This window comes from Tepidibacter sp. (genome assembly GCF_025210165.1).
In the GTDB taxonomy this organism is placed as follows: domain Bacteria; phylum Bacillota; class Clostridia; order Peptostreptococcales; family Peptostreptococcaceae; genus Tepidibacter_A.
This window is the reverse complement of the sequence record NZ_JAOASI010000033.1, coordinates 22,355-38,022: the sequence shown is the minus strand read 5'-3', so window position 1 is coordinate 38,022 and position 15,668 is coordinate 22,355. Positions and strand designations below refer to the sequence as shown.

Genomic DNA, 15,668 nt, shown 5'->3' with positions numbered 1-15,668 from the left:
AATAGTTGCAAATATAGCTTATATAGTTTCTTATAGGTAAAAAATAGTCTAGTGCGTAGCTACTAGACTATTTTTTTGCTTATATCATTAATATATGTAAGTATATATACTATAAAAATAAATATAAAAAATATACTATTATTAAAAGGAATATTAGTAAAAACTTTATCGACGTATATATTATAAAAAATAGAATTATTAAAGGTTTGTATATCTAGAGTGTTTTTAAATATAGGATAAAGTATATAACATAGTAAAAATGAATTAACGCCATGTAAAAGTTTACCAAATATATAGAGAGGTATATTTATATCAGTATGAGATAAAAAATTACAACATTGAGCAAGTATTGATATTCCGCTGAATGATATTATGAATGTACAAATTGATATTTTAAATATTAAAGAAGTTCCACTAAGTAATGATACATTATTACATCCTATTGTTATCTCGAATAAACCACTTATAAATGCTTGAATTACTTCAATTGATATATTGAATGGATGAAAAAATACAAATAATATAGAACTAATTAAATCTATAAATTTTAACACAGTGAGTATTTTAAATAATACAGAAAAAACTATAACAAATCCACATACCACTAGAATTGTGTTTATTCCGTTTCTAACTGAATCTCCAAATATAGAATAAAATCCTTTTTCTTCATCTTCATAGAAAATTATTTTTTTTAGCCTAGTTAATATACTGGTGTTGCTGTTATAACTTTTAATATCTGATGAAGTATTATAAAACCTAAATAAGATACCGATACTAAGTGCGCCAATATAGTGACATAAAAGTATGAAATATCCTATTTTAGAATTGTTAAACATACCTATTCCAACAGACCCTACAATGAATAAGGGTCCTGATGTAGAACAAAATGAAGCTAGTCTTTGAGCTTCTACTTTTGATATTTGATTGTTTTGTCTAAGATTGGATGTAAGTTTTGAACCAATAGGATATCCAGAAAGTATAGATATAGCAAATATTAAGGAACTTTTCCCTGGAACATTAAAAAGTATCCTAGAGGGTTTTTCTAAAAATACTCCAAGAATGTCCATAACTTTTAAATTTATTAAGAGATTAGCTCCTATTAAAAAAGGGAGGAGTGATGGAATTAATATATTAATACAAATATTCATTCCTACTATTGCAGACTCTATAGATTCTTTAGGAAATATAACTATACTCATTATGAAGAATAGAACTATTATTCCGGGCAGTATAGAACTTAACAATTTTGAATTTTTCATATAAACGCCTCCAAAATATTAATCTAAGATAATTATATTAAAGTATTTGTTAATCTATGATTTAAAATAAAGTTCAAATTAAGATTATTTTGTCAAAAAATAATATTTTGATTAATCAAGTGTGATATAATTATAAGAAAAAGGGTATATTTATAATATATAAATATATTTTTTAAAGAGGTGATGGTATATGAGTTCAAAAATAATAAATTATTTCTTAAATTCCGTTCTAGACATAATGCCTCAATTAGGATTTAGCAATATTGAAAAAGGAGATATTTTTGTTAAAGAAAGTAATATTAAGGTAGAAGGTGTAATGCTGAATTTGGGTGTGGTAGGAGATATAAAGGGAAATGTAATTTATAATATGAGTGAAGTTGATGCAAAAAAGATAGCATCTAAGATGATGATGGGAATGCCAGTTTCTGAATTTGATGATATGGCTCAAAGTGCTATATCTGAACTGTCTAATATGCTTACCGCAAAAGCTAGTATAAATCTTGAAAAAGAAGGAATAAATACTAATATATCTACTCCTACATTGACTCATGGAAAAGATTTTGAAGTTAAAACGAATACGGATAAAATCATAACTAGCGAAGTTTTAGTAGATGGTATATCTATTGAAGTCAATATTGCTTTTGAATAAATAAGGACAAGCAGCTAACATAAATGTTAGGTGTTTTCTTATTTTAAAATATCTAAATTTGTAACGAGTCCATTTAGGACTCGTTTGCTTATTCAAAAGCTAAAAGTTCTAAGACTACATCTGAATTAAGTTTCACTTTATATGTAAAAATAAAGACTTTTTCATAAATAGTATGATATAATTTTAGAAAATATACTTAATAATTCAATTGGACATTTGAAATAAAAGAAGAGAAAGAGGTTATGAATGTGATGTTAACAAAAGTAAATGAAGATATACAAAAAACTTGTGAAAATATATCTAAGTTACTAGATGTTGAGGTTACTTTGGTTGACTCTAATTTGGTTAGAATAGCTGGAACTGGGGAATTTGAACAAAAAATTGGAACAAGCATAGATAAAAATTCTATATACTCTCATGTGTTAAAAACAGGAAAAACTTATACTATGAATGAAAAATATGATAGTGAAAAATGTGGGCAGTGTAACCAAAGGTATTATTGTAAAGAAATTGCAGATATATGTTGCCCTATTAAAATTAATAATACTGTAATAGGTGTAATCGGACTTGTAGCTTTTGATGAAAAACAAAGAGATATTATGCTTTTGAAAAAGAGTGAACTAATGCTTTTTATATCTAATATAGCTGATCTTATGTCTTTGAAACTTAAGTCTATAGATCATATTGAATACCTTAATGATAAAATAAGTTCTTTTGAAGAATTAGAAAAAAAAGAAATTTTAAAAGCTATAAAAAAGTATGGAGATAATACAGATGGTATGAAAAAAACAGCAGAGGCTTTAAATATAGGAATAGCTACTCTTTATAGAAAAATAAAAAAGTACGACATAAAGTAAATAATATACATATTTATTTCCTGGGAAAAATCATATAAAAAAATTATCAATTTCCTATTCGTTATAAAAAAGACTATGCTTCATAGTCTTTTTTATGCGTAAAAAATAACTGAGTCACCGAGTTGATGATATAAATTTGGAAAGGAAGCTTATTATGAAAAAAATATTAGTTTTAGCTGAAAAACCTTCAGTGGGGAAAGATATAGCTAGGGTTTTGAATTGCAATTTAGATAAAAATGGATATATAGAAGGTGAAAAATATATTGTGACATGGGCTTTTGGTCATTTAGTTACATTAGCACCTCCAGAAAATTATGATGAAAAATATAAGTCTTGGAAGATAGAAGATTTACCTATGCTTCCAGATAAATTAAAGTTAGTTACTATAAATAAAACTTATAAACAATTTAGTACCGTAAAACGCTTAATGAACAGAACTGATGTCACTGAAATAGTGATTGCCACTGACGCAGGACGTGAAGGTGAGCTTGTAGCAAGATGGATAATAGAAAAAGCACGAGTTAAAAAAAGTATAAAAAGACTTTGGATATCATCTGTTACAGATAAAGCTATAAAAGATGGTTTTAATAATTTAAAACCAGGGAAAAATTATGAAAATCTATATAAAAGTGCAATTGCACGTGCTGAATCAGATTGGTTAGTAGGAATTAATGCAACTAGAGCATTAACATGCAAGTATAATTCATCTCTTTCTTGTGGAAGAGTTCAAACTCCTACACTTTTTATGATATTAAATAGAGAAAATGAGATAAGAAATTTCAAATCTAAGGATTTTTATGGAATAAAAGCTGTTATAAATGATGTTGAATTTATATGGCAGGATAGTAAAACTAAAAATACTAACATTTTTGATAAAGAAAAGTGTGATAGTGTAATAAACAGTATAAATAACAAAAAAGCTAAGGTTATAGGTGTAGTAAAAAAAAGAAAAAAATCATTTGCTCCAAGTCTTTATAATTTAACTGATCTTCAAGCTGATGCAAATAAAATTTATTCTTATTCAGCTAAAGAAACCTTATCTATAATGCAAAAATTATATGAACAACACAAATTACTAACGTATCCAAGAACTGATTCAAGGTATATATCAGAAGATATAGTAGATACTCTAAAGGATAGAGTTAAGGCTTGTAGAGTTGGAAAGTATTCTAAGATAGCTTTTAATATATTGAAAAAAGATATTAAAGCTAACAAGACCTTTGTAGATGATTCAAAGGTTTCGGATCATCATGCAATTATACCAACAGAAGAATCTAGTGGGTTTGCTTCATTGACTGATAAGGAATTTAAAATATATGATTTAGTTGTAAAACGATTCTTAGCAGTACTAAATAAACCTTTTGAATATGAAAGTATAACTATAAAAGTTGAAATAGGTAAAGAATTATTCACAGCTAAAACTAAGAGGGTGCTATCATTAGGCTGGAAACAGGTGTATGAAGATACAGAATCTGAGGAGAATGTAGTTAATAGCTTTTTAAGTAATTTAAATGAAGGCGATGAATTTGATCTATCTAATATATATCAAACTAAGGGACATACAAATCCTCCTTCAAGGTTTAATGAGGGAAGTTTACTTATTGCTATGGAAAACCCAAAAAAATATATGTTTGATGAAAATAAAGAACTTATAAAGACTATAGAGGAAACAGGAGGGCTTGGAACTGTAGCTACAAGAGCAGATATTATAGAAAAATTATATAATAATTTCTTAATTGAGAAAAAAGGCAGATATATACATATAACATCAAAGGGTGAGCAACTTTTAGATCTCGTTCCAAATGACTTAAAATCACCACTTTTAACTGCAAAGTGGGAACAAAAACTAGCTCTTATAAGTAAAGGTAAATTAAAAAAAGATAATTTCACAAATGAAATGAGAAATTATACAAACATTATAGTAAAAGAAATAAAAAATAGTGACAACAAATTTAAACACGAAAATATAACTAGAAACAAGTGTCCTGAATGTGGGAAATATATGTTAGAGGTTAACTCAAAACATGGTAAAAAGTTAGTGTGTCAGGATAGGGAATGTGGATATAGACAAAATATATCTAAAAAAACTAATGCAAGATGTCCTAATTGCTTTAAAAAGTTAGAACTTAGAGGTCAAGGTGAAGGTAAGACATTTGTATGTAAGTGTGGGCATAGAGAAAAACTGTCTAAGTTTAATGAAAGAAAAAAATCAGAAGGTAAGAAGGTAAATAAAAAAGATGTAAATAAATATCTAAAAAAACAGAAAAAAGAAAATGAACAAGGCTTAAATTCTGCATTAGCAGAAGCTTTGGCAAAATTTAAAAAATAATATTATAAAGGAGAAAATTAATGTTTAAATTAGGAGATTTTAATAAATTAGAAATAGTAAAGGAAAGAGATTTTGGTTTGTTTTTAGATTCAGAGGTTGGAGAAATTCTTCTCCCTACAAAATATGTTCCAGATAATGTTGAGGTTGGAGATAGTATAGATGTATTCGTGTATAAGGACTCTGAAGATAGATATATAGCTACTACATTAACACCAAAGGCTAAGGTAGGAGATATAGCTTTTTTAGAAGCTAAAGATATTAATAAGTACGGAGCGTTTTTAGACTGGGGACTTGAAAAAGAGTTGTTAGTTCCATACAACCAGCAAAAAGAAAAAATGAAAAAAAATAGAAAGTATATCGTAAGTGTGTATAAAGATGATGTTAGCGATAGAATAATAGCAAGTCAAAAGATAAATAAATTTATAGAGGATGAGGATATAGATCTTGTAGAAGGTCAAGAAGTAGATTTGATGATATATGAATTTACAGATATGGGTATAAAAGTTATAATAGATGGAAAGTACTTTGGACTTTTATATAACAATGAAGTATATAAAAATTTAAAGGTTGGAGATATTACTAAGGGTAATATAAAGAAAATAAGAGAAGATAAAAAAATAGATGTTACTATTAGAAAAAAAATAAATAAGGAAATAGATGAAGCTAAAGCTAAGATATTAGAAGAATTAGAGAAATACAATGGAGTTTTATATTTAACTGATAAGTCATCTCCTGAACATATAAAAAATAGCTTACAAATGAGTAAGGGAATGTTTAAAAAGGCTCTAGGAGGACTTTACAAGGAAGGTTTAGTAAAGCTTACTAGCGAAGCAACATATTTAAAAAAATAAAACAACAATCCTGTTGTATAATATAACAGGATTTTTTTCGTATATGAAATTATAATACTCATGTGTTATAATACAATATATTATTGCTAATAAAGGAATGATTGATTATGAATATAATAACTATAGAAAATATATCTAAAAGCTATTCAGAAAAAATTTTACTAGATGATGTTTCTTTTGGAATAAATGAAGGAGAAAAAATAGGGGTTTTAGGTATAAACGGAACAGGAAAGTCTACACTATTAAAAATAATAGCTGAGGTTGAAACTTATGATAGTGGGAAAATAATAAAGGCCAGAAATGCGAATATAGAATATCTCCCACAGAACCCAGAATTTGATACAGAGTTAACTGTAATAGAGCAGGTTTTTAAAGGAACATCTCCTATTATGAAACTTATAAGTGAATATGAGTACACAATTGAAAAACTAAGTAAAAATCCAGAAGATAATAATCTACAGACTAAGCTGTTGGATTTAAATCAGCAAATGGATACTATGAATGCATGGCAGATAGAAAGCGAAGCAAAAAGTATACTTACAAAACTTGGAATATCTAACTTTGATGATAAAATAGAGTTTTTATCTGGAGGTCAAAAAAAGAGAATAGCTCTTGCAAGTGCCCTTATAAATCCATGTGATTTACTTATATTAGATGAGCCTACTAACCATATGGATAATGATACTATAATTTGGCTTGAAGAATATTTGAATAATAGAAAAGGCTCTCTTATTATGATAACTCATGATAGATACTTCTTGGATAGAGTTGTAAACAAGATAGTAGAGGTTGATAAAGGCAAGTTAGATTCTTATTTAGGGAATTATAGTAAGTTTTTAGAGCTAAAACAAGAAAGGGAAGAGAGTATCCTTGCTTCTGAGAGAAAAAGAAAAAGTATATTTAGGAAAGAGTTAGAGTGGATAAGAAGAGGTGCTAGAGCTAGAAGTACTAAGCAAAAGGCGAGAATAGATAGATTTGAACAGCTAAAGGAAAATAAGCTTGAAATAAATGATAATAACATAGATGTATTTGTAGGTAGTTCAAGACTTGGCAAAAAGGTAATAGAAATAAATAATATATCAAAGAGTTTTGGATCTAAAAGAATACTTAGTGATTTTGAGTATACTTTATCTAAAGGAGATAGGGTTGGTATAATAGGTAATAATGGATGTGGAAAATCAACTCTTATAAATATGATTGTTGGAAATATAAAGCCTGATAGTGGAAATATAGATATAGGTAGTACTGTTAAAATAGGATATTTTTCTCAAGAAAATGAACATATGGATGAGAATTTAAGAGTTATAGAGTATATAAAAGAAGAAGCAGAGTGTATGTATACAGCTGATAATAAGCATATAAGTGCATCTACTATGCTTGAAAGATTCTTGTTTAATAAAGATGCTCAATGGTCATTAATATCTAAATTATCTGGTGGAGAAAAGAGGAGATTGTACTTACTTAGAGTTCTTATGAAATCTCCGAATGTACTTATTTTAGATGAGCCTACTAATGATTTAGATATTCAAACGTTGAGAATACTTGAAGATTATTTAGATGAGTTTGATGGATGTGTTATAACGGTATCCCATGATAGATACTTCCTTGATAGAGTAGTGAATAAAATATTATCATTTAAAGGAGACTCTACTATAGAGCATTATGTTGGAAATTATTCAGATTATAAAAGTTTTTGTGATCAAAAACAAGAGGTCGTAGTTAAGGAAATTGTTCAAAAGAAGGATAAAAGTTCCTATAAGAAAAAAGATACTAGGCTTAAGTTTACGTTTAAAGAGCAAAAAGAATATGAAGAAATAGATGGAGTTATTGAAAAACTAGAAAATAATATATCTGATATTGATGAATCTATAAATGGTTGTGGAAGTGATTTTGAGAAGTTACAGGAGTTAACTAAGCAAAAAGAGGAGTTGGAGAGTGTTTTAGAAGAGAAGATGGAGAGATGGGAATATTTGAATGATTTAGCTGAAAGAATAGAAAATCAATAATTGATTTTGCGATTAATCCAAAATAAAAGAGATTAAAATACCGTGAATGTATTAAATCATTCCCTAACATTTTTATCTCCTTTATTTTTAAGTGCATCCATTAAATTTAAAAATGGATTAATGAAAAATATTTTAAGGTATTATAAATATTTTACTTTGTGGATAACTTATTAAAAAAGTTACAATTTAGACTAATTTTGAGCAATGGAGCTTGTAAGGATGGTTAGTCAGTAGACGAATTTTCATATATGAGGCAAGATCTATTTTATGTTATAAAAATTAACATTAAAAAACTGTCTATAAAAATATCGTTACATTCACGGTATTTTTATAGACAGTTTTGATTACCCACATATAATTAGTTTTAAGTATTCTTTACATATATAGGAGATATGTAATAATCCATATATCCCTTAATTTTGTCTTTTCTATTTTTATAATACATAAGGTTATACATATTAGTACTTTTTATATCGTAATTTAAAAATAATTTTAGATCTTCATCTTTTACATTTACTGAGCTCAGTTTGTTTATTATAGTAACATCTGAGTTCTTTTTTATATTTCTTATTATTTCTCTTCCTTTATCATTAAAGGAGAGTATTCTAATATAAGGAATATTATTTGTATTTTTAGCTTTTACAACGTCTTCTTTTTTTATGGATAGAAGTATATTTGTGAGTATTCTTTTTATTTTAGTCATAGTATATCTTTTGGATTTTATGCTCATAAGAAGTTCATCAAGGGATGAGGTTTTCATTATAGAGTCTATTATTCTGTTTTCTATTCCTTCATTCACATCAAAGTATTTATTTATATTTTTTTCTTCTCTTAATATAGAACCTATCAATATATTATAAAACTGTTCGTCAAATACAGGGTCAAAATTATTTTCTATTTGAGATTTCATAATAGAGTAGGTTGTATTTGGAACAACATTTATTAAATCTTTTAGATTTTTATTTGATTTTAAAGATTGTCTTATGGCAGTAGCACTGCATATAGAGCTATTTATATCTGTTGAATTATATTCTGATTTAATTCTTTTTATAGTATATGGTTTTATTGAACTTTTTAATTTGATTATACTCTTTATATATTCAATTCCTAGTATGTTGTTAGAACTATTTAAAACCTCATATAAACTGTTTTCTGTTATATTTAATATTTTATTATTGCTTATGTATTTAAATAAAGCCTTAGACCTTGCTAGTGGAAATAAAAGACCTTCACTTAAATAATATTTAAGGTATTGTTTGAATTCTTCTGGTTCATCAACCAATATTTGACTTATTTGATACAGTATATCTACATCTCCTATTTCGCTTCCAAAGCAAATACTATCTATTGAGTTTGTACTATTTAACGTAGATATAGCTCCGTGGCTAAAAAATTCAGCACTTTGAGTTGCAAATAAAGTAGGAAGTTCTATTACAAGATCAACCCCTGCCTCAACAGCGGCTCTAGCTCTTGTCCATTTATCAAATAAAGCAGGTTCTCCTCTTTGTAAAAAATGACCACTCATTATAGCTACTGTATGAGTTGAATCTGATTTTTTTTTTGATTCTAAAAGATGGTGCATATGACCGTTGTGAAATGGGTTATACTCAACAATTAATCCTAAAACTTTCATATATCTCTCCTTTTTAAAGTTATTATTAAATTATATAATATAGAAAATATGATTTCTATTAAAATTATACTTTCTAAGAATTAAGTTTTACATTTTTAGAAATATTAATGTATGAAAATAAAAAATTAATCTCATACTAATGAATAGGCTGTTAAAAAGCTATACTTTTAATTTTAATATATTTTGAATATGTTGAAATAAGTAGTGTTGAATGAATTTAGAAAATATAATTTGATGATTGTCATAAAAAAAGACAAAAAAGAAGGAATATTGAAAAAAATGTAGAATGTTAAGAAAGTATTGCATTTAATTGGATTTATTTTTGTGTACAATTCAATAAAAAAATGCTATATTATTTATGTCGAGGTTATTGTAAATGTATAAACATACATAAAAATACTAAATAATAGTAGGAGGTAGTAAATATATGAACATATTAGTTATTAACTGTGGTAGTTCTTCTTTAAAGTATCAATTAATAAACATGGAAGATGAAAGTGTTATGGCTATAGGATTAGCTGAAAGAATAGGAATTGAAGGTTCTGTAGTTAAGCACCAAACTACAGGAAAAGATAAGGTATCTATAGAAGAGCCAATGAAAGACCATAAAGATGCTTTAAAAATAGTACTTGATTCTATAATACATGAAGAATATGGTGCAATTAAAGATATGAAAGAAATATCTGCTGTTGGACATAGAGTTGTTCACGGAGGAGAAAATTTCACAACTTCTGTTGTAATAACTCCAGAAGTTAAAAAAGGAATAGAAGATTGTGTTGAACTTGCACCTCTTCATAACCCAGCTAACTTAATAGGAATAAATGCTTGTCAAGAAATATTACCAGGAGTACCAATGGTCGGTGTATTTGATACAGCTTTCCATCAAACTATGCCAAAATCAGCTTACCTTTACGGATTACCATATGAGTTATATGAAAAGTATGGAGTTAGAAGATATGGATTCCACGGCACATCTCATAAGTACGTATCTAAAAGAGCAGCTGAAATACTTGGTAAAAATATAGAAGACTTAAAGATAATAACTTGTCACTTAGGAAATGGAGCAAGTATTGCTGCGGTTGATGGTGGAGTTTGTAAAGATACTTCTATGGGATTCACTCCTCTTGAAGGATTAATAATGGGAACAAGATGTGGAGATATGGACCCTGCTATAGTACCATTTATAATGGAAAAAGAAGGATTAGATGCTAATGGTTTAAGTACATTAATGAATAAAAAATCAGGTGTTCTTGGAATGACTGGAATATCTAGTGACTTTAGAGATATAGAAGGTGCAGCAACTAAGGGTGATGAAAAAGCTATAGTAGCAATAGATGCTTACTGCAACAGAGTTAAGAAATATATAGGTTCTTACATGGCTGAAATGGGTGGAGTAGATGTAGTTCTATTCACTGCTGGTATAGGAGAAAATTCTATATCTATGAGAGAGCAAATCTGTTCAGGTCTTGAAGGATTAGGAATGAAGATAGATAAGGAAAAGAATGATGTTAGAGGAAAAGATACAGTTATAAGTACAGATGACTCTAAGGTTAAGCTTTTAATAGTACCTACCAATGAAGAGTTAATGATAGCAAGAGATACTCTTGAATTAGTTAAATAATTTATTTTACTAAAAAGGTAGGTATTATCCTACCTTTTTTTAAGGTATCAAGTAAAAATACTTGACAAACTAATTAAGCATTTGTATAATAAATTTTGCAGTGTATTATTGAGGTGATTAATATGACAATAAACTTATCTAGATTAATAAAAAGAGAAATAACGGTTTTGGACTTGAATTTTTCACAAAAAGTTGATAGTATTAGTTGTTGTGGTAAAAACTATAGATTAACTTCTCCTGTTGAAGTTAATGGACAAGTAACTAATGTAGATAAACAGCTTTATCTAGATTGTAATATTAAATTCTCTGTTGTAGACTCTTGTAGCAGATGCTTAAAAGATGTTGAAGTCAACATAGAAGATGATGTTAAAGCTTTTATAGTTGAAGATGAAGATTGTGTTCTAGAAGATGAAGATACTATTGTTTGCAATGGGGACGAATTAGATTTTAAAGATATAATTGAGAATACTTTTATATTAAATGTTCCAGAAAGAATAACATGTGATGAAGAATGTAGAGGTCTTTGTCATTCATGTGGAGCTAATTTAAATGAAGAAAAATGCAATTGTCATAATGACGAAGAATTTACTGATCCCCGTTTTTCTAAATTAAAAGACTTTTTTAAAAATGACTAAGGAGGTGGGATAAATGGCAGTACCAAAGCGTAAAACATCAAGATCAAAGAGAGACTCAAGAAGAGCAGCTAACTCGAAGATGGTAGCAACTGGATTCGTAAGTTGCCCACAGTGTCATGAGCCGAAATTACCACATAGAGTATGCCCGGATTGTGGATACTATAAAGGTAAAGAAGTAGTAGCTAAATAATAAAAAGCATGTAGTTTATAACTACATGCTTTTTATTTTTTGCTCTATTGATTTATATGACTAATTATTATATACTAATATTAGTAGCTGGTACTAATATTAGTATATAATTTAGGGGTGAATAATGTGAAAAGAAAAGGCAAACAAGAAAGACAAACGGAACTTTCCAAAATATTAAAAAAAGACCCTTTTTATACAGATGAAGAATTATCGGATTATTTTGGTGTTAGTATACAGACTATAAGATTGGATAGACTTAAACTTGGAATACCTGAACTAAGAGAAAGAGTAAAGCTTGTTGCTGAAAATAATATAAATAAAGTTAAAACTATAGGTAGCAAGGAAATAGTTGGAGAGATAATAGACTTAGATGTTGGTGTCTTAGGGATTTCAATACTTGAAACGACTGATCATATGGTTTATTCTAAGACTAATATAGTGAAGGGGCATTTTGTATTTGCTCAAGCGGAATCATTAGCAATGGCGGTTGTAGATGCACCTGTTGTTTTAATGGGAGTTGCTAATATAAAGAATATAAATCCAATAAAAGCAAATGATAGATTAATAGCTAAAGCTGAAGTAATAAGAGTTAGAGATAAAAAACATTATGTACACGTTAAAATAAATAATAAAAGTCATGAACAGGTTTTTAGAGGAAAGTTCATATTCGATGAAATAAGTTAAGGGAGTGATGAATATAAAAATAGTAGTTGATTGCATGGGAGGAGACAATGCACCGTACTCTACAGTTGAAGGTATAGTGGATGCTATAAAAGAATTTAATATAGATATAATAGCTACGGGAGATAAAAATGTATTAGAAGAAAATTTTAGTAAGTATGAATTTGATAAAAGTAAGTTGGAAATAATTCATACAAGTAAACTAATATTAAATGAAGATAAACCAGTAAAAGCTATAAGAAGTAAGAAGGATTCATCTATGGTAGTAGCTCTTAACTTAGTTAAAGAGAAAAAGGCAGATGCTATAGTTTCTGCTGGAAATACTGGAGCGCTTTTAGCTGGAGGGCTTTTTGTACTTGGTAGAATAAAAGGTATAGATAGACCAGCACTTTGTAGTTTTTTACCTAATAAAAAAGGAATGTCTATACTACTAGATGCTGGAGCAAATGCAGACTGTAAACCTAGAAATTTACTAGAATTTGGAGTTATGGGATCTGTATATGCAAGCAAAATACTGGAACTTGATAATCCAAAGGTTGCTATAGTAAATGTTGGTCAAGAAGAAGGAAAAGGGAACGAATTAACTAAAAAATCTTACAACTTATTAAAATTAAATGAAGATATAAACTTTATAGGAAATGTAGAAGCAAGAGAGATACCTTTTGGCTATACAGATGTAGTAGTATGTGATGGCTTTACAGGTAATGTAGTGTTAAAGGTTACAGAAGGAGTAGCTATGACTGTGTTTTCTATGTTAAAAGATACTTTTTTAACTAATATGAAGACTAAAATAGGAGCTATGTTTTTAAAAGATGATCTTAAGCAATTAAAAAACAATCTTGATTATAGTGAATATGGAGGAGCACCACTTCTAGGGGTAAATGGAGGACTTATAAAAGCACATGGAAGTTCTAACTCCAAAGCTATAAAAAATGCAATAAAGCAAGGTATACATTTTACAAGGGGCAATGTTATTAATGAAATAAAGGTTAAAATAGATAAATTGGGAGTTGATAAGATTGAATAGATTAAAAAGAGCAGGAATATTGGCTACAGGAAGTTACGTTCCAGATAAAATTATTACTAATTTTGATTTAGAAAAAATAGTAGACACAACTGATGAATGGATATCTTCAAGAACTGGTATAAAAAAGAGAAGAGTAGTTGAAGAAAATATGGCTACTTCGGATATAGCAACTCTTGCTGCTGAAAAAGCTATGAAAAGTTCTGGAATAAATCCAGAAGAAATTGATCTTATAATAGTAGCAACTGTTACTCCTGATATGTCGTTTCCATCAACTGCATGTATGGTTCAAAAAAATATAGGAGCTGTTAATGCAGCTGCATTTGACTTAGAAGCTGGTTGTTCAGGGTTTGTATATGGGTTAAGTGTAGGAAAAAACTTTATAGAAACTGGTATGTATAAAAAAGTACTTGTAATAGGTGCTGAAACTTTATCTAAAATTATGGACTGGACAGATAGAAATACTTGTGTATTATTTGGAGATGGAGCAGGTGCGGCTATCTTAGGAGAAGTGGATGAAAATGAGGGGATTTTATCTACATATCTAGGAGCTAATGGATCAAGCGGAGAATGTCTTAAAATGCCTGCGGGAGGTTCTAGAATGCCTGCAAGTGAGCAAAGCATAAATGATAGACTTCATTATATAAAAATGGAAGGGTCTGAAGTGTTTAAATTTGCAGTTAGAGTAATGGGAGATTCTGCTAAAAAAAGTATAGAATTAGCGGGATTAAATGAAGAAGATATAAATTATGTAGTACCTCATCAAGCAAATATTAGAATAATACAGGCATCTGCAAAAAGACTTAAAATGCCTATGGACAAAATATATGTTAACTTACATGAATATGGCAATATGTCTGCAGCGTCTATACCTGTAGCTCTTGATGAAGCATATAGAAAAGGAAATATAAAAAAAGGTGACAACATAGTTTTAGTAGGATTTGGAGCTGGGCTTACATGGGCTTCAAGTGTTATTAAATGGAGTATCTAGGAGGAGAGAAGATGAACAAAGTATGTGAACTTTTAGGAATAAAATATCCTATAATTCAAGGGGGGATGGCATGGATAGCAACTGCTGAGCTTGCTGCAGCTGTATCTAATGCTGGAGGACTTGGACTTATTGGAGCTGGAAATGCTCCTGCTGATGTTATAAAAAATGAAATTAAAAAAGCTAGAGAACTTACTGATAAGCCATTCGGAGTTAATGTAATGCTACTATCTCCATTTGTAGATGAAGTAATGGAAGTTATCTATGAAGAAAAAATACCTGTTATAACTACAGGAGCAGGAAATCCTGCTAAGTATATGGAAAAATTAAAATCGATAGGAACTAAGATTATTCCTGTTGTTCCATCTGTAGCTCTTGCTAAGAGAATGGAAAGATGTGGAGCAGATGCTATTGTTGTAGAAGGAACTGAAGCTGGAGGTCATATAGGAGAACTTACAACTATGGTATTAATACCTCAAGTTGTGGATGAAGTAAGTATACCTGTTATTGGAGCTGGTGGAATTGCTGATGGAAGAGGAATTGTAGCTGCATTTTCATTGGGAGCTAGTGCTGTTCAAGTAGGAACTAAATTTGTATGTAGTGAAGAGTGTATAGTACATGAAAATTATAAGAATACTATTATAAAATCTAAAGATAGAGATGCAATAGTTGCATGTAGAAGCACAGGACATCCTGTTAGAGCTTTAAAGAATAAGCTTATGAAAGAGCTTATAAAGCTTGAAAAAGAAGGTGTAGATTCTTCTTTTCTAGATGAAAAGGGAGTAGGAGCACTTAAAAAATCAGTAATAGATGGAGATGTAGATAATGGATCTGTAATGGCAGGACAAAGTGCTTCTATGGTAAAAGATATAAAATCTTGCAAAGATATTATAGAGGATATGATGAGTGAAGCTAAGGATATAATGTCTAACTTAAGCTTTTAGG

14 protein-coding genes are annotated in these 15,668 nt (G+C 28.7%); 12 read left to right on the top strand and 2 right to left on the bottom strand.

Annotated elements, in window-relative coordinates:
• Nucleotides 1-62 precede the first annotated feature (62 nt).
• Entirely contained in the window at nt 63-1,259 is a 1,197-nt protein-coding gene (locus N4A48_RS05420; protein WP_293664810.1) for a sporulation integral membrane protein YlbJ, read from the bottom strand.
• Between the two features lie 190 nt (nt 1,260-1,449).
• On the opposite strand from N4A48_RS05420, the gene N4A48_RS05415 reads away from it, so the two are divergent.
• From N4A48_RS05415 to N4A48_RS05395, 5 genes are all read left to right on the top strand, one after another.
• Nucleotides 1,450-1,908, top strand: coding sequence for a chemotaxis protein CheX (locus tag N4A48_RS05415; RefSeq protein WP_293664809.1), 459 nt, complete (start codon nt 1,450-1,452; stop codon nt 1,906-1,908).
• Nucleotides 1,909-2,159: 251 nt separating this feature from the next.
• Nucleotides 2,160-2,765 (top strand): GAF domain-containing protein, encoded by a 606-nt coding sequence (locus N4A48_RS05410; protein ID WP_293664825.1) that lies wholly within the window; start codon nt 2,160-2,162, stop codon nt 2,763-2,765.
• Nucleotides 2,766-2,919: 154 nt separating this feature from the next.
• Nucleotides 2,920-5,094 (top strand): DNA topoisomerase III, encoded by a 2,175-nt coding sequence (locus tag N4A48_RS05405; RefSeq protein ID WP_293664808.1) that lies wholly within the window; start codon nt 2,920-2,922, stop codon nt 5,092-5,094.
• A 20-nt stretch (nt 5,095-5,114) separates the two neighbouring features.
• Nucleotides 5,115-5,945, top strand: coding sequence for a CvfB family protein (locus tag N4A48_RS05400; protein WP_293664807.1), 831 nt, complete (start codon nt 5,115-5,117; stop codon nt 5,943-5,945).
• A 107-nt stretch (nt 5,946-6,052) separates the two neighbouring features.
• Nucleotides 6,053-7,951, top strand: coding sequence for an ABC-F family ATP-binding cassette domain-containing protein (locus N4A48_RS05395; RefSeq protein WP_293664806.1), 1,899 nt, complete (start codon nt 6,053-6,055; stop codon nt 7,949-7,951).
• Between the two features lie 364 nt (nt 7,952-8,315).
• On the opposite strand, the gene N4A48_RS05390 is transcribed toward N4A48_RS05395, so the two are convergent.
• The gene (locus N4A48_RS05390) at nt 8,316-9,584 is read right to left on the bottom strand and encodes a nucleotidyltransferase (RefSeq protein ID WP_293664805.1); all 1,269 of its coding nucleotides are present in this window, start codon (nt 9,582-9,584) and stop codon (nt 8,316-8,318) included.
• Nucleotides 9,585-10,011: 427 nt separating this feature from the next.
• Here N4A48_RS05390 and N4A48_RS05385 point away from each other — a divergent pair, with 427 nt between their 5' ends.
• The 7 genes from N4A48_RS05385 to fabK all read left to right on the top strand — a co-directional run bounded on the left by N4A48_RS05385 (nt 10,012) and on the right by fabK (nt 15,667).
• Nucleotides 10,012-11,205, top strand: coding sequence for an acetate/propionate family kinase (locus N4A48_RS05385; protein ID WP_293664804.1), 1,194 nt, complete (start codon nt 10,012-10,014; stop codon nt 11,203-11,205).
• Nucleotides 11,206-11,327: 122 nt separating this feature from the next.
• The gene (locus N4A48_RS05380; RefSeq protein ID WP_293664803.1) at nt 11,328-11,840 is read left to right on the top strand and encodes a YceD family protein; all 513 of its coding nucleotides are present in this window, start codon (nt 11,328-11,330) and stop codon (nt 11,838-11,840) included.
• 13 nt (nt 11,841-11,853) lie between these two features.
• Nucleotides 11,854-12,030, top strand: coding sequence for a 50S ribosomal protein L32 (gene rpmF / locus N4A48_RS05375; protein WP_099188088.1), 177 nt, complete (start codon nt 11,854-11,856; stop codon nt 12,028-12,030).
• Nucleotides 12,031-12,156: 126 nt separating this feature from the next.
• A complete protein-coding gene (gene fapR, locus N4A48_RS05370; protein WP_293664801.1) occupies nt 12,157-12,714 on the top strand; it encodes a transcription factor FapR in 558 nt (185 codons plus the stop codon).
• Between the two features lie 13 nt (nt 12,715-12,727).
• Entirely contained in the window at nt 12,728-13,738 is a 1,011-nt protein-coding gene (gene plsX / locus N4A48_RS05365) for a phosphate acyltransferase PlsX (RefSeq protein WP_293664824.1), read from the top strand.
• The gene (locus N4A48_RS05360; RefSeq protein WP_293664800.1) at nt 13,731-14,726 is read left to right on the top strand and encodes a beta-ketoacyl-ACP synthase III; all 996 of its coding nucleotides are present in this window, start codon (nt 13,731-13,733) and stop codon (nt 14,724-14,726) included. Before plsX ends, N4A48_RS05360 begins: the two co-directional genes overlap by 8 nt.
• Nucleotides 14,727-14,737: 11 nt before the next feature.
• Complete coding sequence (gene fabK, locus N4A48_RS05355; RefSeq protein WP_293664799.1) at nt 14,738-15,667, top strand: enoyl-[acyl-carrier-protein] reductase FabK; 930 nt, start codon at nt 14,738-14,740, stop codon at nt 15,665-15,667.
• Nucleotide 15,668 lies beyond the last annotated feature (1 nt).